Origin of the sequence: Serratia sp. BNK-17 (assembly GCF_048684935.1) — a bacterium.
In the GTDB taxonomy this organism is placed as follows: domain Bacteria; phylum Pseudomonadota; class Gammaproteobacteria; order Enterobacterales; family Enterobacteriaceae; genus Serratia; species Serratia nematodiphila.
The window spans coordinates 1,288,831-1,313,916 of sequence record NZ_JBLQTR010000001.1 but is presented as its reverse complement, the minus strand read 5'-3'; the positions used below and the strand labels follow the sequence as shown (position 1 = coordinate 1,313,916).

Here is a 25,086-nt window from a genome sequence, read left to right as displayed (position 1 = left end):
TAAAACGAGCCGGGCGCCGTGCGCCCGGAAACCGATCTCAGTGCTGCGGCGCCAGCGCGGCGAGCAGCGTTTTCGCATGCCTTCCTGCCTCGGGCGACCGTTGGCAGATCAACGCCGCCAGCGCAGCCGGGGAGGGATGCGCCGTCAGATCCTGCGCCGTCAGCGCCGCCGCCAGATACTTGTTGAGCACCGTCAGCAGCGCGTTCACCCCGGCATCCGGCAAGGCCAACCGGCGGATATCGTCGTGGTCGCGCACACTGGCCTCGGGAGCCACCCGCGCCAGCAGCCGGTGCAGCACCTGGCGCACCGGCGCCTGCTGCGCCAGCGCGTCGGGCGTGCATTGCGCCAGCAGCTGCGACAGCGGGCGATCGAATGCCCCCGCTTGCCGCGCGGCCAGGTGCAGCAGCGCCCGGTAACAGGCCAGCAGGCGCGGCAGCACCTGCTCGGGGAATGCGTCCAGCCGCACGTCCCAGTTGATCAGAATGCCGTCGTCGACGTGGGCGACCTGCGCATCCAGCGCCACCTGCGGCCCCTGAGAGATCACCCAACCGAGACGGCCAAAGGTGTTGGTGACCCGTTCGGAAAACAGCGTTTTGCCGCGGATGCCGAAACCGGCGGTAAACACCACCGGCGAAGGCTGCAGGCTGCCGTGCAGGCGCGACAGATCGCGCATCACGCTGACGCCGGGGTAATCCGCATGCTCGATCAGCTCCGCCAGCTGCGTCATCAGGCGCCGGCAGAAGGCGTTCAGGTTTTCCGTCGGGTTCAGTTCCACGCCGAGCAGCACCAGGTTAGAGAAATCGCCGATGAGGCGATGTGCGTCCTCCCGTTCGCTCTCGCGGTGGAACAGCGGCACGTTGAGCCGGAAGCGCGTCATGTTCCAACCCTGGCCGACGGCCAGCGCGAACAGCGCCAGAAACAGCGTCGAGAGGGAGGTGTGATGCCGTTTGGCGACGTTTTCCAGCGCGCGGCTTTCTTCTGCATTCAGCTGTATGGCCAGGCGATCGCTGCGGCAGCGGTCCGGCGTGCGCAGCAGGCGCGGCGCCGGCGGCATCTGCGCCAGGCGTTCACGCCACCAACGCTGGCCGCGTTCGCGCCGTTGGCGCAGCGCCACGTCGGCGTCGCGTCGTTCGAGGTGATCGAAGTAGGCCGGCGGCGCGTCATGGGCTGGGGCCGCCGGACACTGGTGATAAAACGCCGTCAGATCTTCCATCAACAGGCGAAAGCTCATGGCATCGCCGGCGATCATGTCGAGATCGACATGCAGGCGGCTGCGTCCTTCCGGCAACAGGCTCAGGCTGATATCGCAGGGAACGCCCTGTTCCAGCGGCAGCAACTGGGTGCTTTTCGCCTGGCGTTTGGCGGCGAGCGCGGCTGTCAGCGTTGCTTCATCGGTGTGTCGCCAGTCGTCGAGATGCAAAGTATGCCGGGAGCCGGGAGGTGCGATCGTCTGCCTGCCATCGTCGGTAATGCGCAGGCGTAACAGCGGATGACGCAGGTACAACGCCTCGACGGCCTGGCGCAGCCGGGCGATGTTCAGCTCGCCGCCGTCGAATTCCGCATAAAGATGGGCGGCCATGCCGCCCAGAGGGGGAGCGGACTGTCGGCCAACCCAATAGGCGGCCTGCATCGTGGTCAAAGCTTTCATCGGGTATCCATTTTGATTCAGCCAACGAGACTGCAAGAATATATCCAAATGTTAATAGGAATGAAAATTATTATTATTTGATCCATTTGACGCGAGGGTGCTATCTATAAGGGGTTTTAGCTGTAACGGGCAGGCATGGGGTTGGGTGTGAATAATTTATTCATATTATTCTTAGCATTGTAATTATTGTCTGTTATTGCAGCGCTTGTTTTACCTGCGAAAGTATAAGGTTTTCTGGCGGTTATCGTGGCCGCTCTCACACCTTTATTGATAATGATTTGCATTAGAGAATGCAAAATATTATCATTCTTAACATTATTTTACGTTTTTATACAAGCCGTCGGCCGCTCCGCCGGCGGCTTGGCCGTGGACGGGCCGCGCCCGTTCGGCCGCGAAAGACATGGGTTTGCCGCAGGGATAAGCAACAGCAAGGCCGGGAAGGCCGCAGCGTCATGGTCTGTGTGAGTGTCGATGTAGGTTGTGTAAAAAAAAATCAAATTTTGTGCACCTCTGGGATGAAAGGAGAAGACATCTATGGGCAAGCATTTTGCGGCTCAACGGCATGAAAGCGTAGGAAACGGGGAAAAGGCGGGGTTAAGAGCCATTGGGGCGTTTTCCTCGGTATTTTTAGGCGTGTGTTCACTGGCGATCGGTAACGTCAACGCGGCGGAAACGAAGAGCAACGAAACCTACCAGGACGCGGAAACGCTGCTGGTCACCGGTGAGAAGATCAAACGTTCCATTTTCGACACCGGCTCCAGCGTGCAGGTGTTCGACAGCAACCGCATCGCCTCGATGCCCGACGCGGTGCAGATCCCCGATCTGCTGCGCATGACCCCCAACGTGGTGGATCTGGGCATCGGCAACGAACTGCCGACCGTGCGCGGTATCGACGGTTCCGGCCCGAACGTCGGGGCCAATGCTTTCCTCAGCGGCACCCGCCCGCGCCTCAATCTGTCGTTGGACGGCCGTTCGCTGACCTATAACGAACAGGCGTTCGGCCCGCAGTCGCTGTGGGATCTGGATCGCGTCGAAGTGTTCCTCGGCCCGCAAAGCTACATCCAGGGGCGCAACGCCATCGCCGGCGCCATCGTCATGGCCAGTAAGGACCCGACCTTCGAATGGGAAAGCGCCTTCAAGGGCGGAGCCGGCAACCAGCACTCGTCACAGTTGGCCACCATGGCGTCTGGCCCGCTGGTGGAGGATCAGCTGGCGTTCCGCGTCAGCGTCGATCGCCAGCGCCGCCGCAGCGAGGCTGACCTGCCGGCCTATGCGCCAGTGGGCGATCCGCGTGAAGTGGAAGCCACCACCGCCCGCGCCAAGCTGTTGTTCAATCCGGCCGGCCTGCGCGATCTGACCACTAAGCTGACCTTTAACCACTTCGGCAGCACCGCACCGCAAAACGAAAGCCTCAACCCGCAGCCGCATCCGACCAATCCGCGTCACGATCCGCGCCGCGCCGTGTTCAAAAGCAACATGAACAGCACTATCTGGGATCTGGCCTGGGAGGCCTCCGATGCGCTGACGTTTGAAAACCGCGTTATCTACACCGATTTCAACATCAACCGTCCTACCGCTTACAACATCCAATACGCCGAGATCGACGGCCAGGAAGTTCACGTGGAGCCGGTGGTGCGCTTCGGTGGCGCGGACAGCCGCCTGCACGGGCTGGCGGGGCTGCGTTACTTCCACGGCACGCAGGATGAGTTCGTCAACATTTTCGGCGGCTCGACCTTCAAGGATAAAACCGATACCCATTCGGCGTTCGCCGAGCTGACCTATGCGCTGACGCCGCAGGTGGACGTGACCGCCGCCAGCCGTCTGGAACGCGAACACCGTCGCCGCGACGGCGGCAGCCAGGCGGTGCGCATCGATTTTGATGAAACCTACACCGTGTTCCTGCCGAAGCTGGACGTGGCCTGGAAACCGACGGATACCCAAACCTACGGCGCCAAGATCGCACGCGGCTATAACGCCGGCGGTGGCGGCATCACGATCGGCACGCCGGTGGTCAGCTACACCTACGGTTCCGAGTATGTCTGGAACTACGAGCTGTACACCCGTCATCACCTTAAAGACGCCAACGTGGTGCTGACGGGTAACATCTTCTACAACGATTACAAAGACATGCAGCTGCCGTACTCGCTGGGTGAGAACTCCAGCGTGATCCGCAACGCCGACAAGGTGGAAACCTACGGGGCGGAAATCGGCGCCACCTGGCAGCCGCGCTGGGACTTCGAGCTGTTCGGCAACCTCGGCCTGCTGAAAACCGACATCAAAAAGTTCTCGGGCAGCGGCGTGGAAGGGCATGAGCTGGCGCGCGCGCCGGCTTACACCGCCAACATGGGCGCCAGGTATCAGTTCCTGAAAGGGTGGGAGCTGAGCAGCAACGTGGCGTTCACCGACTCCTACTATTCGCAATACGACAACGACTCGCGCGGGCGCATCGGCTCCTATTGGACGGCCAACGCCCAGCTGGCTTACACCTTCGACTACGGCCGCGCCACGCTGTATGCGAAGAACCTGTTTGACTCCGACCGCCGCGAGATGATCCGAAGCAATGACATCTACACGGCGACGCTCCAGCGCGGCCGCCTGATCGGCGCGGCGGTTGAGCTGACTTTCTAACGCTATCGCGGTGACGGGGGACGCATGTCCCCCGTTTTGTGCGCTATCCCGGCACGGCCGGGCAAAGGAGATAACGCAGTGATCGGTGATTTTGACAGCATTCTGAGCGATGAAGAGGCCCAGCGGCTGGAGAGCGCGTTTCAGGCGCTGGGCGCGGCGTCGGCCAACGGCGAGCGGCCGGTAAGCGAAGCCGAAGAGCGGGCATGGTTCGCCCATCTGCAGCAGGGTGACGCACGCGGGCAGCGGGCGCTGGCCTGGCGCCTGACGGGGGAAGTGGATATCGCCCGGCTGGCGGCGGCGCTGCAGGCGCTGGTGCGGGAGACGCCGGGCGTGGACGTGCGTTACGTTTTTGATGACGAAAACGGGCTGGTTAAACGCCCCGCCGGCTCGGCACCGTTGCCGGTGAGCCTTCGTCAGGTGGCGGACGAACAACACGCCATGGGTTGCCTGCTGCAGGCGCAGGCAACGCCGTTTGAACTGGAAAACGAAGCGCCGCTGCGCGGCTTGCTGTTGCTCACGCCGGGTGATGCCGTGATTTTGGGCGTGGTCTTGCATGACATCCTGGCGGAAACGCTGCCTTGGCGCCACCTGCCGGCGATGCTGTCCGCCCGTTACAACGGGGATGTGATGTCTCTGCCTTTCGCGGCGGAGCCGGTCGAGCTGGCGGAAACCCCGGAGCCGCAACTGCCCTGGGCGCGCCAGGCGGTCTCGCTGCAGGATTACCGCAGCCCGGCGCCGCGTGCTGAAGCGTTGCCGCCGGTGGGCGCGCGCGTGGTCACGCGCATTGATCGCTCGCTGTTGCCCGCCAACGACACGCCGCGGGCCTTGCTGGCGGCGGTGGCGGCGCGGTTTGCCGAGTTCGTCGCCGCGCAGGCCGGCGGCCAAGCGGTGCAGCTGTGCGTGCCGGCCGCGGAAACGGCGGAGTTCGTCGGCCTGGAGCTTGGCCTGACGGCGCCGCCGCTGATGCGCCTGACCGTGCAGCATGGCGAGAGCGACGTCGGGCAGCGGCTGCTGGTGCAGGCCGTGGCTGAACAGCCGGACCCGCAACGGGCGCAGCTGCTGGTGGCCTGGCGCGACGATCTGGCCGCAGAGTGGCGGCTGGAAGGCGTTCACGCCGAGCGCATGTTGCTGCCGCCGCTGCATACGCCGTTTGAACTGGCGCTGCTGTTGGGCTTGCCAGAGGCGGAAGCGCTGACGCTCGAGCTGGTCACCGATCCGCGCCTGTCTCCCCATGTGGCGCCTTTCCTGCTGGAGCAGTTCAGCGCGTTCCTGGCCGGGCAGCGGATTGCCGTCGCCTTGCCGGCGGCTGAGGCCGCTTCCCCGGCGATGGCCGCGCCGGCGACGAACGGCGAGGCGGACGAAAGCGTTGCACCGCTGATTTTGCAGGAGTTCCGTGAGGCGCTGGTGGCGCCGGAAATGACCCTGGATGAAGACTTCTTCGATCGCGGCGGCCATTCGCTGGTCGCCACCCGGGTGATCGGCCGCTTGTTGAGCCTGCATCAGATCGAAATCAACATTAACGATCTGTTCAGCCATCCGACGGTGCGCGGGTTGGCGGGCTACGCCAAACGCCTGAACGTCGCGCAGCCGAATGCCCCGGTGGCCGCCGCTGTCGATCATGATCGCGCGCAGGCGCCGCTGTCGCTGGCGCAGGAATCGCTGTGGAAGGTGTATGAAGCCTTCGGCCATGACGAGATTTTCAACCTGCCGTTCTCTCTGCGCTTCTTCGATGCGGTGGATGAAACGGCGCTGCATCAGGCGTTTATCGACGTCATGACTCGCCATACCGTGCTGCGTTCACGCTTTGTCGAGCAGCAGGGCGAGGTGGTGCAGGTGGTGGTGCCGGCTGCTGAACTCGCGGACTACTCGTGGTTCCGCTTCTCCCACGAGACGCCGGCGGGCAACGCCGCCGCCCTGTTGGCCGATGCCGGCCAGCACCGGTTCGATCTGGCCGCCGAGCTGCCGCTGCGCGTCACGCTGCTGCGCGATGCGGACAACGGCCAGCAGCTGCTGTCGCTGCTGTTCCACCATGTGGTGCTGGATGAATGGTCGCTCAACCTGATGATGGATGAGCTGGGCATCGCCTACCGCCATCGCGTCGTCGGCCAGGCGCCGCAGTGGAGCGGGCAACCGCCGCAGTTCCACACCTTCGCCCGGCAGCAGCGGGCCTCCGGGGTGCAGCAGCAACATCTGGACTACTGGCTCGATGCGCTGCGCGGCGCGCCGGTCGGCCAGCCGATCTTCCGGCAAGAACCCTCTACCCACCCGGCAGTGCCGGCGCCGGCGGACGTCAACGGCGGCTGGCTGGAGTTCGAGGTCGATCCCGCTGTGGCGGAAGGCCTGTATCAGCTCGCTCGCCGCAATAACGCTTCGCTGTTCAACGTGGTGTATGCCGGGATCACCTCGGCGCTGCGCCTGCTTGGCGGCCCGGCGGATCTGCTGGTGGGCACTTCGACCTCCGGCCGTAACGACGCCGAGTTCTTCGATACCGTCGGCTACTTCACCACCGTGGTGGTGCACCGCGTGCGTTTCGACGAAGGGTTGACGGTGGCCGGCTTGGTCAGCCAGGTGAAAAACACCATCAACGGCTCGCTGCCATACACCGATATTCCGATCGATCTGGTGGAAGAAGGGTTGTTCGGCGTGGACGCCGACCGCAAGAACCACATGTTTGAAGTGTTCATCCAGATCCACAGCCGCATCAAACTGAACGGCGAGTTCCGGCTGCAGGACGGCAGCGCGATCGCCTACCGTCAGGTGGAGCCGGAGAAAGCCGAATCGTTGCTCGGCCTGCAGTTTGAGGTGATGGAAGACGATCTGGCGGGGGCGAAATCCCTGCGGGTGATGATGACCTACCGCCAGGATCACTACAGCCGGGAGCAGGCCAATCTGATCGCCGACGGCGTTCAGCACGTCTTTACCCAGTTTGCGCAGCACATCGCTGGCGATATCGCTCTGGCGGCGCTGCCGCCCGGGCCGCAGGCATGACGTTGTTTCACTCTAACCGAAAGCATGATTTTCAAGGAGATAAAAGGATGTCTGGAACCCTAGCAACCCCGCGCGCGTTACTGTCGCTGCTGGTGGCGGCCTCTCTGGTGGTCGCCGGCGCCGCGCAGGCGGACGATGCCGGCATCAAACCGCAGGACATCAAGCGCCAGGCGCTGTCGTCGACGGTGGTGGAGATGGCCTACAGCACCTCGCAGCAGGCGCTGTTCGTCAGCGCGCCGGACTGGAAGGAAGAGGCGCGCTCCCGCGTGCTGCGGCTGGATCCCAACACCCTGGCGATCAAGGCGGAGATCCCGCTGCAGGTGAAAGGCTTCGGCGTGGCGCTGAACGACGCGGGCAATCGCCTGTACCTGACGCAGGCCTTCAACGGCGAAGTCGGGGTAGTGGACACCACCACCAACCACGCGCTGGGCAGCATCAAGTTGCTGGACAAAGCGGTGCTGGAGCAGGCTTACAAGCAGGCGGGCATCAGCGGCAAGCGTCTGGATTTCCTGTTGGCGGAGCTGAAGAAGTTTAAAATCACCGAGGACTACCTGTACCGCCTCCGCGAGCTCAAGTATGACGCGCAAAGCGGCCGTCTGTTCCTGCCGGGTCTGGGCTTCGGCGTCGACAGCGTGCTGTATGTGGTCGATACCAAGGCCGGCAAGCTGGAGAAAGTGATCCCGGGCTTCGGCTACAACGCGGTGGGCATCACGCTGGATGAGAAGGGCCGCCGGGTGTTCGTCTCCAACATGCAGGGGCAGGTGATCACCCTGAACGCCGACACGCTGGCGATCACCGCCACGCACGAAGTACAGGCCGATCAGCTGCTGAACCTGGTGTATGACCCGGCGAGCAATCGCCTGCTGGGTGTCGATCAGGGCATCGATCGCGACGACTACCGCAATCATCATCTGGGGCACGACTATGTGAAGCGCAGCAGCGGCCACCGGGTATTCGCGCTGGATGCGGACAGCGGAAAAGTGCTGGCCAGCGAGCTGACGGATGAGGTGCCGATCGGCCTGCTGCTCGATGAGCGTAGCCAGCGGCTGTATGTCGCCAACCGCAAAGGCGTGCGCGTGGATCACGGCGCCGGGACGCTGACGGTGTTTGACGCCAAGACCCTCAAGCGCCTGCAAACCGTAGACCTGCCGCCGCACCCTAACAGCCTGGCGTTGGATCCGAAAGGCGACGCGCTGTTCGTGACGGTGAAAAACGACGGCGCTTCCACCAAGGCCGGCAAGCCGGAAAGCGTGGTGCGCATTCAACTGCACACCAGGTAACGCAACGGAAAGATAAAAAAAGGGGCGCCGCGGCGCCCTTTCTAGTGGCTGACAAAGGAGGAAAAAGCGTGGTTTTTCCTCCTTTGTGGTTATCAGCCGAAAATCAATGAATTGATTTTCCTTGTTTTCTATCTGTCGCCTAATGAAAGCCCGGCAACGTCATCCGCTTTGTCATTTACCTCAAGGGGTGCTGAGCACCCCTTTGTCGTTGGGTCATGTCATCAGAAGTGGGTGTTGATGCTCATGTAGTAGGTACGGCCCGGTTCGTTGTAGGTGGCCGCGCCCGCGCCGGCGATGTTGATCGCGCCGGTGTTCGGATCGCCCACGTTCTGCGCGTTGCCGGCGCGGAACTGGCGTTTGTCGAACAGGTTGTCGATGCCGGCGGTGACGCTGACGTTTTTGGTCAGGTCATAGGTTGCGCTGGCGCCGACGACGGCGTAAGGGCTGACCTCGCGGGTTTCGCCGCCGGTGGCCGGTTTACCCTGATAGTTGTACTTCTTCGGCTTCTGCCGGCCGTACCAGGTCAGGGTGGACTGCATCGACAGATCCTGCGTGGCCTGCCAGCTGAGGGTCGAGTTGACGGTGAACTTCGGGATCACCGACAGGTAATCGCCGGTGGTCTTGTTCTTGTTCTCGATCATGTAGGTGGCGTTGTTGCTCCAGGTGACGGTCTCGCTGACCGGCACGTTCAGCGAGCCTTCCAGCCCCTGCACCACCGCCTTCGGCACGTTTTCCCACTGATAGACCGCCGTGCCGGTGCTGCTGGTGGCGATGCGCGAGTTACCCGCCTCAATCTTGTTGTGGTAATCGTTGCGGAAGTAGGTCACGCCGGCCAGCCAGCCTTCGTTATGGAATTCCAGCCCGATCTCTTTGTTAACGCTGGTTTCCGCTTTCAGATCGTCGTTGCCGAGCAGGTAGCAGCCGTTTTTGGTATCGCTGCCGGCACATCCCTGGCCTTTGCTGTACAGCAGGTAGTTGCCGTTGGTTTGGAACAGCGTCGGGGCTTTATAGGAACGCGCGATGCCCATCTTCAGCGTGAAGTAATCACCCAGTTCCTGCGACAGGTTCAGCGCCGGGCTCCAGTTGTTGCCGGATTCCGAATGCAGATCGTAGCGCAGACCCGGCGTCAGCATGGTGGTGTCGGTCAGCTCAATGTTGTCTTCGGCGAACAGCGAGAAGATATGTGCGGAAGCGTAAGGGCTGCGCGTGCCGGTAGTCATGCCGGGAATGGTGCCGCCCATCAGCGTTTGGCTGGTGGAGGTGCCGTCTTTCATCCGCTGCTGGGTCCACTCGGTGCCCAGCGTGGCGGTTTGCGCGACGCCCAGCTCAAACGGCACGCTGACTTCGCTGTGCGCCAGGAAGTCGTCCAGCTTGGTGGTGCCGAAACCGGTGTTTTTGGTGTCGAAGATGCCTTCGGTGCCGCCGGCCAAGCCCTCGTTCAGGCGGGTGTTGCGGGTGCGTTCGAACTGCACGTAGTTGTTGGTGCTCACCCCGTTGTCCCAGGCGCCGCGGTGGGTCAGGCCGAAGGTTTCACGGTAGATGCGGTTGGTCTCTTTGCCGTAGTTGCTCTGCACCAGGGCGTTGGTGTTGGTGTTCTGGGTATCGCCGGCGTACAGGTTGCCCTGGCGGCCGTAGGCGTACTCGAACTCCAGCGACTGCAGATGGGCGAAGTCCCAGTGCAGCAGGGCGTCGATGTTTTTATCGACTACCCCTTCGCGCCCGGCCGGGACGCTGTTGGCGTAGGCGCCGACGCGTTCGGATTTATGCGATTCGTTAATGTCCCAGGCGTCGGCCTGCGTTTTGCTGTAGCCGCCGAACAGGCGGAAGCTCAGGGAATCGCTCAGCGGGCCGGACAGGCTGAAATCGGTGCGCTTGGTGGCGCCCTCCTGCTTGTGCTGCGGCACGTTGAAGTAGCCGTTCAGCGAGCCGTGCAGCGCATCGCCGGCTTTCTTGGTGATGATGTTGACCACGCCGCCCGCGGCGCCGTTGCCGTAGCGCGCCGCGGCCGGGCCGCGCAGCACTTCGATGCGTTCGATCATTTCCGGCGGCACCCAGGCAGTATCGCCACGGGAGTCGCGCTCGCCGCGCCAGCCCTGACGCACCGAGTTGCGGCTGGAGGCCGGTTTGCCGTCGATCAGAATCAGGGTGTTTTCCGGGCCCATGCCGCGGATATCGATCTGGCGATTGTTGCCGCGCTGGCCGCTGGTGGAGTTGCCGGTCAGGTTAACCCCGGGCATGGTGCGGATCAGTTCGCTGATGTCGCGCGCCGGCGGGCGTTTTTTGATCTCGTCGGCGGTGATGGTGGACACCCCCGGCGCCTGCAGGTTCTGCCGGGCGGCGGTCACGACGATGGTGTCTTCGCCGCGCGGCTTTTTATCCGTGGCGCCGCTGTTCTCTTCCGTGGTGGTGGTGTCGGTTTGCTGCGCGGCGTTGGCGAACGCGGACGCGCCCAATCCCAAGCCGATAAGAGTGGCTAAAGAATAACGTGATAGCTTGCTTTTCATCTGAGTGTCCTACCTTGCTGCCATCCCTCGCCGAATGGGGGGAAGGGCGGTTGTAGTTTTTGTGTAGTCGGAAATAGAAAATCGGCTGCGGCAAGGGATGCCATTGATGTATCCCCGATCCCTGTCCGTTGCGCGCAATACCAGCACGATCTCCAAGCCTTACACACTATTGCAAATGCAAATTATTATCAATAGTATTTGGCGTACAGTGCGTTCGGGCGGTGGCCGGCGATAGGGAAAAGTCGATGTTCCCGGTGCCGCCAACTACAAAATGGGTAGGCGTTGTGAATACAGAACTACAGTCAGAAAGCAGCAGATTATTGGCCAGCAGCAATGCGGGCAGTCCAGGGTGGTGGTTGACGGTGGCACGACGCGGTACGCCATGGGTAGAACCGGCGGGTAACGGCCGCTGGCGCACCACCTTTTTCTGGCGCGATCCCCAGGGATGCGAATTGACCTCCGCCTACCGTCGCGTATGGATCAACATTAACTGCCTGACCGACCACCATCAGCCGAATCCGCCGCAAAGCCTGCAGCGTTTGGCCGGCACCGACGTGTGGTATTGGCAGACCGAACTGAGCGGCGCCTGGCGCGGAAGCTACTGCTTTATCCCCTGCTTTGACGAGCGGCCGCCGGCGTTCAGCGGCGACGATGCGCACGCCAACATGCACAACCTGCGTCACTGGTGGCATCAGGTGTTCGCCAGCGCTACCCCCGATCTGCTCAACCCGTATCGCTCCTGGCAAAGCGCCAGCGGTCACAGCGTCTCCGGTCTGCACATGCCGGATGCGCCGCCGCAGCCGGTATGGCGTTCGTTCGACGAATATGAGATCGCCAGCGGGCGCTGCACGCCGCCGCTGCCGGCGCGTTTGCAGCGGCATACCTGGCAGAGCGAGCGCCTGGGCAACAGCCGCGACGTCTGGATCTACACCACCGGCGACAGCAAGCCGGCCGAGCGCCCGCTCGCGATCTTGCTCGACGGCCAGTTCTGGGCGAAGCAGATGCCGGTTTGGGCGCCGCTGATGCAACTGACCCGCGAGGGGGCGTTGCCGGAAGCGGTGTATGTGCTGATCGACATCATCGATCTGCCGCACCGGGCGCGAGAATTAACCTGCAAGGACGATTTCTGGCTGGCGGTGCAGGAAGAACTGATGCCGCAGCTGGCCGACTGGGCGCCGCACAGCGACAAGCCGGCCGATACGGTGGTGGCGGGGCAAAGCTTTGGCGGCCTGGCCTCCCTGTATGCCGGGCTGCGCTGGCCGCAGCGCTTCGGCGCGGTGATCACCCAGTCCGGTTCCTACTGGTGGCCGCGGCGCGACATGCTGCAGCTGCCGAGCATTCCCGACGACGCCTGCTGGCTGATGCAACAGGTCGAACGCCACGGCCTGGGCAACCACGGCGCGCTGAAGGTCTTTATGGAAGCCGGTTCGCAGGAAAAACTGGTGCATCGGGTCAGTGGCGAAATGGCGGCGCGCCTGAGCGACGCCGGCCATCGGGTGCACTACCGGGTGGTGGAAGGCGGGCACGATGCGCTGTGCTGGCGCAGCGGCCTGACCGATGGGCTGCAGGCGGTATGGGCTTCCGCTTTCGCCACCGCTTACCCGGCATCGGCGACGGCACGAGGAACACATGATGGAAAGCCTGAATCCGTTCGATGATCAACAGCAGCGCAGCCTGGTGCTGCGCAACGTACAACAACAATACAGTTTGTGGCCGGATTTCCGCGCCATTCCGTCCGAGTGGACGATCGTCTTTGGCCCGGCGGCGCGCCTCGAGTGCGCCGAATGGCTGGAACAGCATTGGCAAGATATTCTGCCGGTCGCAGCACGCGAGGCGTGACCGGCGCCAGGTAATCACGGGAGCAATAAGCAGTGTCACACACCCCTAACTCTCTCAGCGGCCCGGCGCTTGCGGGCGAATGGCCGCTGGTCGCGGCACAACCCGGCATCTGGGTCGCCGATCAAATCTCCCCGCATCGCAATGCCTACGCGGTGGCTCACGCCATCGAACTCAACGGCCCTGTCGCCGTGGAGCCTCTGCTGCAGGCCATCATCCAGGGTCTGGGCGAGGTGGACATGCTGCGCCTGCGTTTTGCGGAACGCGACGGCGTGCCGGTGCAATGGCTGGATGACACGCTGGTGGTGCACGCGCCGGAACTTGTCGATCTGACGACGTCGCCGGATCCTGAAGCCGCCGCGCGCGCGCTGATGGACATCGATCTGGCGAGCGATCTGCGCGCCGGCAGCGGCGCGCCGCTGTATCGTCATGTGGTGATGCGTCTGGCGGATGACCGCTGGTTCTGGTATCAGCGCTATCACCATCTGCTGGTGGACGGTTTCAGCTTCACCGCCATCGCGCGCCGCGTGGCGGCGATTTACACCCATCTTTGCCGCGGCGACGCGCTGGAACCGACGCCTTTCACGGCGTTCAGCGACGTGGTGGCGGAATACCAGGCTTACCGGCAGGCCCCGGCCTGGCAACGCGACGCCGATTTCTGGCGCGAAAAAGCACGGCAGTTGCCGCCGCCGGCCACGATCTGCCCGCAGCCGCTGGCCGGGCAAACGCCCACGCCGCGCATCCACCGGCTGGAACAGCGCTGCGATCCGCAGGCCTTCGCCGAACTGGTGCAGTGCGGCGCGCAGCAGAAGCTGAACGCCGCCGATATGGCGGTGGCGCTGGTGGCGCTGTGGGTGTCGCGTCTGAGCGGCCAACCGAGCTTCAGCGCCGGTTTTATCTTCATGCGCCGTACCGGATCGGCCGCCCTGTGCGCCGCCGGCCCGGTGATCAACGTGTTGCCGATGGAGATGCACCTCGAGCCGCAGGCCACGCTGTATGAGGCCGCCGCCCGCATCAGCCGCGAGCTGAAAACGGTGCGCCGCCATCAGCGCTACGACGCCGAACAGGTGCAGCGCGATCTGGGGCGCATCGGCGACGGCGAACCGCTGTACGGTACGGTCTTCAACTTCAAAATGTTCGATTACCAGCTGGACTTCGCCGGTATCGAAGGCATTACCCACGATCTGGCCTCCGGGCCGGTGCGCGATCTGGAGATTGCGCTGTTTATCGACGAACACCATCAGCTGAAGGTGGAGCTGCTGGCCAACGCCGAGCGTTACAGCCGTCAGGAACTGCTGGCGCATCTGCAGCGGTTGCCGCTGCTGCTGGCGCAGTTCGCCGCGCAGGCAACGTTGCCGATCGGCGAAGCCGACATGCTGACCGCCGACGATCGCGCTCTGCTGGCGCGGGTCAACGACACGGCGCATCCGGTGCCGGCGACCACGCTGAGCCAACTGCTGGCGCAGCAGGCGCAAAGCACGCCGAACGCGCCGGCGCTGGCGGATGCGCATTTCAGCTTCACCTACCGCGAAACGCGCGAACAGGTCACGGCGCTGGCGCGCCAGCTGGTTGTGCAGGGCGTACGGCCGGGCGACATCGTGGCGGTGGCGCTGCCGCGCTCGGTGTTCCTGTCGCTAGCGTTGATGGCGATCGTGGAAGCGGGCGCCGCCTACCTGCCGCTGGACACCGGTTATCCGGACGAGCGGCTGGCGATGATGCTGGAAGACGCCGCACCCCGGCTGGTCATCACCAGCCCGGCGCAGCAGGCGCGTTTCGCCGACAAGGGCGAAATTTTGCTGTATGACGCACCGCTGGCGGCCGATCACGCCGCCGGGGTGGCGATCGCGGGCCCGACGCCGGATCATGCGGCCTATATCATCTTTACCTCCGGCTCCACCGGGCGCCCGAAAGGCGTGCTGGTCGGCCATCAGGCGATCGTCAACCGCCTACTGTGGATGCAACACCAGTATCCGCTGGGGGCGGACGACGCGGTGCTGCAGAAAACGCCGTGCAGTTTCGACGTCTCGGTGTGGGAATTCTTCTGGCCGCTGATGGTCGGCGCCCGGCTGGTGATGGCGCCGCCGGAGGCGCATCGCGATCCGCAGCAGCTGCAACAGCTGATCGCCCAACATCGCATTACCACGCTGCACTTCGTGCCGTCGATGCTGGCGGCTTTCGTGGCCGCCCTGGACGACGACGCGGCGGTGGCGAGCTGCGCCGCGCTGCGCCAGGTGTTCTGCAGCGGCGAAGCGCTGCCGGCGGAGCTGTGCCGCCTGTGGCAAAGCCGCACGGCGGTGCCGTTGCACAACCTCTACGGCCCGACCGAAGCGGCGGTGGACGTGACCTGGCATCCGGCCTACGGCGACGCGCTGGCGAAGGTGACCGGCGCCAACGTGCCGATCGGCCTGCCGGTATGGAACACTGGGTTGCGCATTCTGGACGCGCGCCTGCGGCCGGTGCCGCCGGGCGTGGCGGGCGATCTGTATCTGACCGGCGTGCAGCTGGCGCACGGCTACCTTGGCCGGCCGGATCTGACCGCCAGCCGCTTTGTCGCCGACCCGTTCGGCGAGGGCGGACGGATGTACCGTACCGGCGACGTGGCGCGCTGGCTGCCGGACGGCGCGGTGGAATATTTGGGCCGCAGCGACGATCAGCTGAAGATCCGCGGGCAGCGTATTGAGCTGAGTGAAATCGATCACGCCTTGCTGTCGCTGCCGGGCGTGCGCCAGGCGGTGACGCACGCGCTGGTGTTGCAGGGCACGCCGGTGGACGCCGGCGGCGATGCGCGCCAGCTGGTGGGCTATCTGGTGATGCAGCCAGGCGCGAGCTGGGATGCGGAAGCCCTGCGCGCGGCGCTGGCCGACCGCCTGCCGCCGCACATGGTGCCGGTGGCGCTGGTGGAAATGCAGGATTTGCCGCTGAGCGCCAACGGCAAGCTGGATCGCAAGGCGTTGCCGCAGCCGCAGGGCGGTGAGCGCAAGGCGGGGCGGACGCCGCAGGCCGGGTTGGAAAGCGAGATCGCGGCGGTATTCGCCCGCTTGCTGCAGCGCGAGCAGGTGTTCGCCGACGACGATTTCTTCGCGCTTGGCGGCCACTCGCTGCTGGCGATGCGCCTGGCGGCGGAGCTGCGCCGCGATCTGGGCAAGGCGGTGTCCGTCGGCCAGGTGATGGTGGCGTCGCGCGTTGAGCAACTGGCCGCCTTGCTGGCGGAAGATCGCACGCAGGAAGAGGCCGATCGCAGTGGCTTCGACAGCGTATTGCCGCTGCGCGTTACCGAGGGGCCGACGCTGTTCTGCCTGCACCCGGCATCCGGCTTCTCCTGGCAGTTCAGCGCATTGCCGCGCTATCTCGACCAGCACTGGTCGCTGGTCGGCATCCAGTCGCCGCGGCCGGATGGCCCGCTGGCGCTGAGCGAAGACATGGATCAGGTGGTGGATGCCCACCTGCAGACGGTGCTGCAGGTGCAGCCGCACGGGCCGTACCACTTCATCGGTTATTCGCTGGGCGGCACGCTGGCGCAGGGCATCGCCGCCCGGCTGCAGGCGCGCGGCGAGCAGGTGGCGTTCCTCGGCCTGCTGGATACCTATCCGCCGGAGACCCAAAACTGGGACGTGATGCTGGACGACAACGTGTTGAAGGAAGTGCAGCGCGAGCGCGAGCAGTTCCTGGCGGTGTCGCAGGACACGCTCGATCCGGCGCTGGGTGAGACGCGCACCATGATGTTCGACAACATCGAAGCCAACTACGCCGATTCGGTGCGGTTGTTGTCGCACACGCGGACCGCCCGTTTCCACGGCCAGGCGACGCTGTTCGTCGCCAAACGCACGCTGCAGGAAGGGATGGACGTGCAGCAAACCTGGTCGCAGTATGTCGATGCGCTGCAGGCGCACGAGCTGGACTGCGCGCATGTCGATATCGTTTCGCCGGCGTCGTTCAAAGTGCTGGGGCCGCTGCTGAACCGGATCTTGCGCACGCTGTAATGACGCCCTCATCCCGCCGCCAGGCACGGGGATTATCCCGCGTTTGGCGGCGTTTCTTGCGGTCGCTCACAATTGAATATCAATGATTTTTATTATCATTATTGATTTCGCCATCTGTGCTAGCATAGCGCCCCGCAACTGCAGAATCCCCGTTTAAAGATGTGGTGAACAACCGATGAGTAGCAAACCCTCCATCCTGCTTGATTTCAGCCTGCTGAAAACCAACCGGGCTTTCCGCGCGGTGTTCTGCGCGCGCTTTATCTCCATTGTGGCGCTGGGACTGATGGCGATCGCCATCCCGGTGCAGATCCAGGCGCTGACCGGTTCCACCCTGCAGGTCGGGCTGGCGGTGACGCTGGCCGGCGGCGGCATGTTCGCCGGGCTGCTGATGGGGGGCGTATTGGCCGATCGCTATGAGCGACGCCGGCTGATTCTGTTTGCGCGTTCCACCTGCGGCGTCGGATTTGTCGGCCTGTGTCTCAATGCCCTGTTGCCGTCGCCTTCGCTGGCGGCCATTTATCTGCTGGCGGTGTGGGACGGCTTCTTTGGCGCGGTGGGGGTGACGGCGCTGCTGGCGGCCACGCCGGCGCTGGTGGGCCGCGAAAACATCGTGCAGGCGGGGGCCATCAGCATGCTGACGGTGCGCTTCGGCTCGATTCTTTCTCCGGCGATCGGCGGCCTGGTGATCGCCCATATGGGCATCGCCTGGAACTACGGTCTGGCGGCGTTCGGCACCCTGCTGACGCTGCTGCCGCTGCTGAGCCTGCCGCAGCTGATGCCGCCACCGCAGCCGCGTGAACACCCGCTGCGCGCGCTGGCGGGCGGTTTCGCCTTCCTGTTCCAGAACAAGGTGATCGGCATGGTGGCACTGATCGGCGCGCTGCTGACCATGGCCAGCGCGGTGCGCGTGCTGTACCCGGCGATGGCGGAAGGCTGGCACATCGACGCTGCCCACCTCGGTTATATGTACGCCGCCGTGCCGCTCGGCGCCGCCATCGGCGCGTTCACCAGCGGGCGCGTGGCGCATGTGGCGCGCCCCGGCTGGGTGATGCTGCTGACGGCGATCGCGGCGTTCGCCGCCATCGGCCTGTTCGGCCTGATGCCGTGGTACAGCCTGGCGTTGCTGTGCCTGGTGGCGTTCGGCTACCTGAGCGCGCTGAACTCGCTGCTGCAATACGGCTTGATCCAGAGCCTGACGCCGGACAACTTCCTCGGCCGCATCAATGGCCTGTGGACGGCGCAGAACGTGGTGGGCGATGCGCTGGGCGCGTTGCTGCTGGGGGCGATGGGCGCCTTTATGCTGCCGGCGATGAGCGCCAGCGGTTTCGGCTTCGGCGCGGCGCTGCTCGGCATCCTGTTGCTGTTCGCCATGACCGGTTTGCGCCAGGTTACGCTGCACAAACCGGAGCCGCAGCCCGCCACAGAAAAGTAGTCGAACGCGTTAAAACAACGCTGTGGGATCAAATAGCAATGCTTATCATCGGCATGCGTAAAACCCACAGCGTTTATGTCATGATTTCGAAATGAAAGAAGTGCTTACGTTTATTGACATAGCAAATATCGGCGAGTAATTTAGCGCGGAATTAACTCAAATGATAATCATTATTATATTGGTTATCACTTCAAATTCTTGAGGGCGAAGCGATGGATACTGCCGTGAACGACATCAATCGAAAGGAAGTGCAGGAGTGCGAAGAGCAGCGGTTTGCCGCTGATTTTTCTCCGGCGTCGGGCTTCTTCTTTACTTCTCCTTTCCGCAGTCTGACCACCACCGGTTGTTTCAGCCGCATTCGCCTGCCGGCCGCAGACGGTGCCGATCTGAACGGCGAGTTCCAGCGCAGCGTACGGCAGGCGTTTGCCGAGGCCCGCCAGGCCGGCATCAAAAAGCCGCTGCTGTGCGGCGCCATTCCGTTCGATACCCGGCAGCCTTCGGCGCTGTTTATTCCGCAGCAGAGCCGCTGGTTCGATCGCGCCGCCTTTATGGCCGGCGTTAGGCCGGCGGCGGACGGGCCGGAGCTGGCCGGGGTAACGGAACTGCCGCCACAGCAGCCGTTCATGAACATGGTCAGCGACGCCGTCGACGCGATGAAGGCAGGTGAGTTGGACAAAGTGGTCTTGTCGCGCCTGCTGGAGATCGAAACGCGTCAGCCGGTGGATCGCCATGCGCTGATGGCGCGCGTGATTGCCCAAAACCCGCACGGTTTCCATTTCCATGTGCCGCTGGAGCAGGGCGCGCTGTTGGGCGCCAGCCCCGAGCTGCTGCTGCGCCAGGACGGCGGCCGTTTCTATTCCAACCCGCTGGCCGGTTCCGCCCGGCGCGAGGCCGACCCAGAGCGCGATCGCGAAGTGGGGGAGCGGCTGATGGCCTCGGCGAAAGATCGCCACGAGCATCGCATCGTCACCGAAAGCATGCGTGACGTGCTGGCCGGCCGCTGCCGCTACCTGAACGTGCCGCAAACCCCTGAATTATTGACCACCACCACGCTGTGGCATCTCTCCACGCCGATCGACGGCGAGGCGGCGTCTCCCGACGAAAACGCCCTGTCGCTGGCCTGCCTGCTGCACCCGACGCCGGCGCTGTGCGGCATGCCGACGGCCGAGGCGCACGCCCTGATCGGCAAGCTGGAGCCGTTCGATCGCGGCCTGTTCGGCGGCATCGTCGGCTGGTGCGACGACGAAGGCAACGGCGAGTGGGTAGTGACTATCCGCTGCGGCACCGTTGACGGCAACCGGGTACGGCTGTTCGCCGGCGCCGGCATCGTGGAAGACTCTTCACCCGAATCTGAATGGCATGAAACAGGCACCAAACTCAGCACCATTCTGCGTGCCTTTGGTATAAATCAAGGATAACGACAAGATGAGCATTGCCTTTACCCCCTGGCCGGCGGAGTTCGCCAGCCGCTATCGCGAGCGCGGCTACTGGATTGACAAGCCGCTGACCGAGATCCTCGACCGCCAGGCCAACAATGACGCTCCGGCGATCATCGACGCCCAGGGCAGCCTGACCTACCGCGAGCTGCAGCAGCGCTCCGATCGCCTGGCGGCCGCTTTGCTGCGCCGCGGCGTGAAATCCGGCGACACCGCACTGGTGCAGCTGGGCAACGTGGCGGAGTTCTATATCGTGTTCTTCGCGCTGCTGAAAATTGGTGTGGCGCCGGTCAACGCGCTGTTCAGCCATCAGCGCAGTGAGCTGAACGCCTATGCCGAGCAGATCAAACCGGCGCTGCTGATCGCCGATCGCCGGCACGCGCTGTTTGCCGACGATCAATTCCTGAACGCCTTCCGCGATGCGCATCCTTCGCTGCGCGTCGTGGCGCTGCGCAGCCAGGCCGAGGGCGAGCTGGCGCTGGCCGCCTGGCTGGACGAAGCGAGCGACGGTTTCGTCGCGCAGCCTTCCGCGGCTGATCAGGTGGCGTTCTTCCAGCTTTCCGGCGGCAGCACCGGTACGCCGAAGCTGATCCCGCGCACCCACAATGATTACTACTACAGCATTCGCCGCAGCGTGGAGATCTGCCGCTTCGACGCGCAGACCCGCTATCTGTGCGCGCTGCCGGTGGCGCACAACTACCCGATGAGTTCGCCGGGCGTGCTGGGCGTGTTTTATGGTGCCGGGCTGGTGGTGTTCGCCGCCGATCCGGACGCCGGGCAATGCTTCCGCCTGATCGAACAGCACCAAATCAACGTGACGGCGCTGGTGCCGCCGGCGGTCACGCTGTGGCTGCAGGCGATCGAAGAGTGGGGCGGCAATGCCCAGCTCGCCAGCCTGAAACTGCTGCAGGTGGGCGGCGCCAAGCTGGGCGAAACGCTGGCGGCGCGCATTCAGAACGAAATCGGCTGCCAACTGCAGCAGGTGTTCGGCATGGCGGAAGGGCTGGTGAACTACACCCGGCTGGACGATGACGAACGCCACATTCTGGCGACGCAAGGGCGGCCGATGTCGCCGGACGACGAAGTGTGGGTGGCGGATGACGACGGCAATCCGTTGCCGGCGGGCGAGGTCGGGCGGTTGATGACGCGCGGGCCTTACACCTTCCGCGGTTACTACCAGAGCCCGGCGCACAACGCCGATGCTTTCGACGCCGACGGTTTCTACTGCTCCGGCGATCTGATCAGCATCAGCGAAGACGGTTACATCACCGTGCAGGGGCGGCAAAAAGACCAGATCAACCGCGGTGGGGAGAAGATCGCCGCCGAGGAGATCGAGAACCTGCTGCTGCGTCATCCTGACGTGATCAACGCCGCGCTGGTGTCGATGCCGGACGCGCTGATGGGGGAGAAGAGCTGCGCCTATATCATCGCCAACGCGCCGCTGAAACCGGTGGTGCTGCGCCGTCACCTGCGTGAACAGGGCGTGGCGGACTTCAAACTGCCGGATCGCTTTATTCAGGTGGACAGCCTGCCGCTGACCCCGGTCGGCAAAGTGGACAAAAAACGGCTGCGCCAGCAGCTCGACGCGCAACTACAGACTCAGGCTCAGGGAGATTAATCGATGGCCATTCCAAAACTTAATGATTACGCGCTGCCGACGGCGGACGAACTGCCGCAAAATAAAGTCACCTGGCAGGTGGAGCCGCAGCGCGCCGCGCTGTTGATCCACGATATGCAGCAGTATTTCCTCAACTTCTGGGGCGAGGACAGCACGCTGATTAAACAGGTGGTGGAGAACATCGCCAACCTGCGCCGCTACTGCAAGCAGCAGGGCATCCCGGTGTTCTATACCGCGCAGCCGAACCAGCAGAGCGATGAAGATCGCGCGCTGTTGAACGACATGTGGGGGCCGGGCCTGAACAAGCACCCTGAGCAGCAGGCGGTGACCGCCGCGCTGGCGCCGGACGAAGACGATACGGTGCTGGTGAAATGGCGCTACAGCGCCTTCCATCGCTCGCCGCTGCAGGAGATCCTGCAGGAGTCCGGCCGCGATCAGCTGATCATCTGCGGCGTGTATGCGCACATCGGCTGCCTGACCACCGCCATCGACGCCTTTATGCGCAACATCCAGCCGTTCATGGTGGCCGACGGCCTGGCGGACTTCTCGCGCGACGAACACCTGATGGCGCTGCGCTACACCGCCGGCCGCTGCGGCCGGGTGGTGACCACCGCGTCTCTGCTGCCGGCGGCCGGCATCGCCAGCATCGACGCGCTGCGTCAGCAGATCCTGCCGCTGCTGGATGAAGACAGCGAAGACATGGGCAACGATGAAAACCTGATCGATTACGGTCTGGATTCGGTGCGCATCATGGAGCTGGCGACCCGCTGGCGCAAGATCCGCGGCGACATCGACTTTATCGCGCTGGCGCGCAACCCGACCATCGACAGCTGGTGGGCGCTGCTTTCCGAAGAGAAAGCCTGATTTTAATCACGAGCAGAGGGCGGCCGTTCGGCCACCCTGTTGGCTTTATAAGGAGATTTTGATGAATACTTTGATCACCAAGGGAAAACGTGCGGCATTTCCGCTGATGCTGCTGTCTACGCTGCTGTTCTCCAACACCTTGCAGGCGCAAACCGCGCCGGAAGTGCTGCGCAAGCCGGTCGGCAAAGGCGCCTATGAAATGGCCTACAGCCCGAGCGAGAACGCGCTCTACCTGGCCACCTCGCAGAGCCGCAAGCTGGACAAGGGCGGCATCGTTTACCGTCTGGATCCGACCACGCTGGACGTGACCCAAATTATCCATAACGACATCAAGCCATTCGGCGCCGCCGTCAACGCCAAGACCGGTACGCTGTTCTTCGGCAACACCGTCAATAACTCGGTGACCGCCATCGACGCCAAGACCGGTGACGTGAAAGGCCGCCTGGTGCTGGACGCGCGCCAGCGCTCCGAAACCGTCAAGCCGCTGGCGCCGCGCGAACTGGTGGCGGATGCCGACAGCGATACCCTGTATATCACCGGGCTGGGGGATTCCAGCGTAGTATGGGTGGTGGACGGCAAGGATCTGACCCTGCGCGCCACCGTGACCGACACCGGCAAGTACGGCACTGGCCTGGCGCTGGACGCCGCCGCCAAACGCCTGTACGTCACCAACGCCGACGGCGAACTGGTGACCATCGATACCCAGAGCAACAAGGTGCTGTCGCGCAAGAAACTGGATGAGTCCAAAGAGCACTTCTTCCTGAACATCAGCCTGGATACCGCCACCCATCGCGCCTTCATCACTGATTCCAAGCAGCCACAGGTGCTGGTGGTGGATACCCGTAACGGCAACATCCTGAGCAAGATCGACGTGCCGGAATCGCTGGCGGTGCTGTTCAACCCGGCGCGCAATGAAGTGTACGTCACCCACCGTCAGGCGGGCGAAGTGAGCGTGATCGACGCCAAGAGCTACAAGGTGTTGAACACCATCAAGACGCCGACCCATCCGAACAGCTTGGCGCTGTCGCCTGATGGCCAAACGCTGTATGTCAGCGTCAAGCAGGCTTCCAGCCGCGAGAAAGAAGCGACCGCGCCGGACGACGTGATCCGCGTCGTGCTGAAATAATCCCACCCAGGTAAGCACACCGAACAGGCGAAGCGGCGACGCTCCGCCTGTTTTTTTCGCCGTGCGATCTGCGGTATAACGTGTGGATTGCCTTATTGACCCGAAGGAATGTTGGTTATGCCCGTCTCACGCTCTCCGCTGTTGTTGTCCGTTATCACTCTGCTGCTGCTGGCCGCGCTGATCCACAGCGGCATCAGCCCTTACGATCGCACCACCTGGCTGATGGAGGTGGCGCCGGTCTTGATCGTTTTGCCGCTGCTGTGGCTCACCCACCGCCGTTACCCGCTGACGCCGCTGCTCTACACGCTGATTTTCTTCCACGCGCTGATCCTGATTTTTGGCGGCATGTACAGCTATGCCCGCGTGCCACTGGGGTTTGAGGTGCAGCAGTGGCTGGATCTTGATCGCAACCCGTACGACAAACTGGGGCATTTCTTTCAGGGATTGGTGCCGGCGCTGGCGGCGCGCGAGATCCTGCTGCGCGGTGGTTATGTACAGGGGCGCAAGATGCTGGGCTTCGTGGTGTGCTGCATCGCGCTCGCCATCAGTGCCCTGTATGAGCTGATCGAATGGTGGGCGGCGCTGGCGCTGGGCCAGGGCGCCGACGAGTTTCTCGGCACCCAGGGCGACCCGTGGGACACCCAGTCCGACATGTTCTGCGCGCTGCTCGGGGCGATATGCGGCCTGTTGCTGTTCGGGCGTTGGCAGGAGCGGCAAATCGCTCGCTTGGGCTGAAAAACTCAAATGATCACATCGCGTAATAGCCCGCCGTATGGCGGGTTTTCTATGAAAAAACGTAAAGTAACCAGGCGGGGCTGGAAGGCGTCGCCTTTTCACTCTTCTTTCGCATAGAGATACACCGAAGCGCGGGAAACGCCGAGGTGCTGCGCCACAATCTCCATCGCCTTTTTCACCTCGAGCAGGCCTTGCTCCCTCAGTTCCTGAATCAACCGCTTTCTCTCCGGCGTTTTCAGCGCGCGCGGCGTGGTGGCGTGGCGTGCGGCGAAGCGATCGATACGGTTGCGGATGGCCTCCGCGCCGCTGGGCTCCAGGTGTTCCGCCACCGCGCCGGCCGCCGTTTGCGTGAACTGCGCCAGCGCGCTTTGCATGCCGCGGAACAGCGTCATATCAACGTTCAAACAGAGTGCGGCGACGTAGTCGCCCTGCGCATTCTTGATGCCGATCGAGGTGCTTTTCGCCGGGCGGCCATCGGCGAACTGGTTGCCGTAGTTGGCGATCACGCTGGGAAACTCCGCCGAAGCGATGCGAGCCAGGCCAAGTTCCGTCGCCGCTTGGCCGACTTCTCGTCCGGACAGGTTGTTGTGGATCGCCAAAATGGCGTGTTCGGGATTTTGCAGATCGTGAACCACCACCTCGCAAAACGGCGCGAAGGTGGCGCTCAGCCCCTCGGCAATCACATTCAACTGGGATAACAACAGGTTTTCCGGCACTTCAGGCATAGGGCACTCCGATCACTTTCTTGGCGGCGTTGGCTCATTTCGAGCCAGATGAAGAACATACCACAAGTGCGGCGCACGGCGGTTTTCATCTGGCGCCTGGCGGCACTAAAAATGATCTTGCTCCCAATTCTGCACTTCCCGATTGGCATTTGGCCGTCGCGCAGGTATATAACATCATTATTGGACTTATTTTCTAATTTTAGATTATTTGTTTTAAATATGACAATGTTCGTGCGTTAAAAGCCGTATCGCACACACCGGGGTTTTTCAGCGCTAGTTTCAACGG

The 25,086-nt window shown here is 63.4% G+C and carries 15 protein-coding genes; 12 read left to right on the top strand and 3 right to left on the bottom strand.

What is annotated here, in order from left to right; all coding sequences use genetic code 11:
* Positions 1–37: 37 nt before the first annotated feature.
* Entirely contained in the window at positions 38–1,648 is a 1,611-nt protein-coding gene (locus tag ACMGF7_RS06340; protein ID WP_197763678.1) for a condensation domain-containing protein, read from the bottom strand.
* 534 nt (positions 1,649–2,182) lie between these two features.
* On the opposite strand from ACMGF7_RS06340, the gene ACMGF7_RS06335 reads away from it, so the two are divergent.
* From ACMGF7_RS06335 to ACMGF7_RS06325, 3 genes are all read left to right on the top strand, one after another.
* Positions 2,183–4,276, top strand: a complete 2,094-nt coding sequence (locus ACMGF7_RS06335; RefSeq protein ID WP_420286398.1) for a TonB-dependent receptor — start codon at positions 2,183–2,185, stop codon at positions 4,274–4,276.
* A gap of 78 nt (positions 4,277–4,354) precedes the next feature.
* On the top strand, positions 4,355–7,264 hold the full coding sequence (locus ACMGF7_RS06330) for a condensation domain-containing protein (protein ID WP_420286397.1): 2,910 nt from the start codon (positions 4,355–4,357) through the stop codon (positions 7,262–7,264).
* Between the two features lie 47 nt (positions 7,265–7,311).
* Complete coding sequence (locus ACMGF7_RS06325; protein WP_048325759.1) at positions 7,312–8,544, top strand: YncE family protein; 1,233 nt, start codon at positions 7,312–7,314, stop codon at positions 8,542–8,544.
* A 221-nt stretch (positions 8,545–8,765) separates the two neighbouring features.
* Here the strand turns inward: ACMGF7_RS06325 and ACMGF7_RS06320 are convergent, their stop codons facing one another.
* The gene (locus ACMGF7_RS06320) at positions 8,766–11,048 is read right to left on the bottom strand and encodes a TonB-dependent siderophore receptor (RefSeq protein WP_164095959.1); all 2,283 of its coding nucleotides are present in this window, start codon (positions 11,046–11,048) and stop codon (positions 8,766–8,768) included.
* Positions 11,049–11,332: 284 nt separating this feature from the next.
* Here ACMGF7_RS06320 and fes point away from each other — a divergent pair, with 284 nt between their 5' ends.
* From fes to ACMGF7_RS06275, 9 genes are all read left to right on the top strand, one after another.
* Positions 11,333–12,706, top strand: a complete 1,374-nt coding sequence (gene fes, locus ACMGF7_RS06315) for an enterochelin esterase (protein ID WP_074469401.1) — start codon at positions 11,333–11,335, stop codon at positions 12,704–12,706.
* Positions 12,681–12,887, top strand: a complete 207-nt coding sequence (locus ACMGF7_RS06310; protein WP_004930023.1) for an MbtH family protein — start codon at positions 12,681–12,683, stop codon at positions 12,885–12,887. Before fes ends, ACMGF7_RS06310 begins: the two co-directional genes overlap by 26 nt.
* Positions 12,888–12,919: 32 nt before the next feature.
* Positions 12,920–16,864, top strand: coding sequence for an enterobactin synthase subunit F (locus ACMGF7_RS06305; RefSeq protein WP_273875558.1), 3,945 nt, complete (start codon positions 12,920–12,922; stop codon positions 16,862–16,864).
* A gap of 175 nt (positions 16,865–17,039) precedes the next feature.
* Positions 17,040–18,296 carry an enterobactin transporter EntS gene (gene entS, locus ACMGF7_RS06300; protein ID WP_049186372.1) on the top strand — a complete coding sequence of 419 codons (1,257 nt, stop codon included), beginning with the start codon at positions 17,040–17,042 and terminating at the stop codon, positions 18,294–18,296.
* Positions 18,297–18,508: 212 nt separating this feature from the next.
* Positions 18,509–19,714: an isochorismate synthase gene (locus ACMGF7_RS06295; RefSeq protein ID WP_164095957.1), complete on the top strand. Its 1,206-nt coding sequence runs from the start codon at positions 18,509–18,511 to the stop codon at positions 19,712–19,714.
* 7 nt (positions 19,715–19,721) lie between these two features.
* Positions 19,722–21,350, top strand: a complete 1,629-nt coding sequence (locus tag ACMGF7_RS06290) for a (2,3-dihydroxybenzoyl)adenylate synthase (protein ID WP_164095956.1) — start codon at positions 19,722–19,724, stop codon at positions 21,348–21,350.
* Positions 21,351–21,353: 3 nt separating this feature from the next.
* A complete protein-coding gene (locus ACMGF7_RS06285; protein WP_021505033.1) occupies positions 21,354–22,214 on the top strand; it encodes an isochorismatase in 861 nt (286 codons plus the stop codon).
* A gap of 106 nt (positions 22,215–22,320) precedes the next feature.
* Positions 22,321–23,340 (top strand): YncE family protein, encoded by a 1,020-nt coding sequence (locus ACMGF7_RS06280; RefSeq protein ID WP_370531156.1) that lies wholly within the window; start codon positions 22,321–22,323, stop codon positions 23,338–23,340.
* Between the two features lie 117 nt (positions 23,341–23,457).
* Positions 23,458–24,075 carry a DUF2238 domain-containing protein gene (locus ACMGF7_RS06275; RefSeq protein ID WP_049240024.1) on the top strand — a complete coding sequence of 206 codons (618 nt, stop codon included), beginning with the start codon at positions 23,458–23,460 and terminating at the stop codon, positions 24,073–24,075.
* A gap of 98 nt (positions 24,076–24,173) precedes the next feature.
* Here ACMGF7_RS06275 and ACMGF7_RS06270 read toward each other — a convergent pair whose 3' ends face one another.
* A complete protein-coding gene (locus ACMGF7_RS06270; protein WP_049240023.1) occupies positions 24,174–24,800 on the bottom strand; it encodes a helix-turn-helix transcriptional regulator in 627 nt (208 codons plus the stop codon).
* Positions 24,801–25,086: the final 286 nt, after the last annotated feature.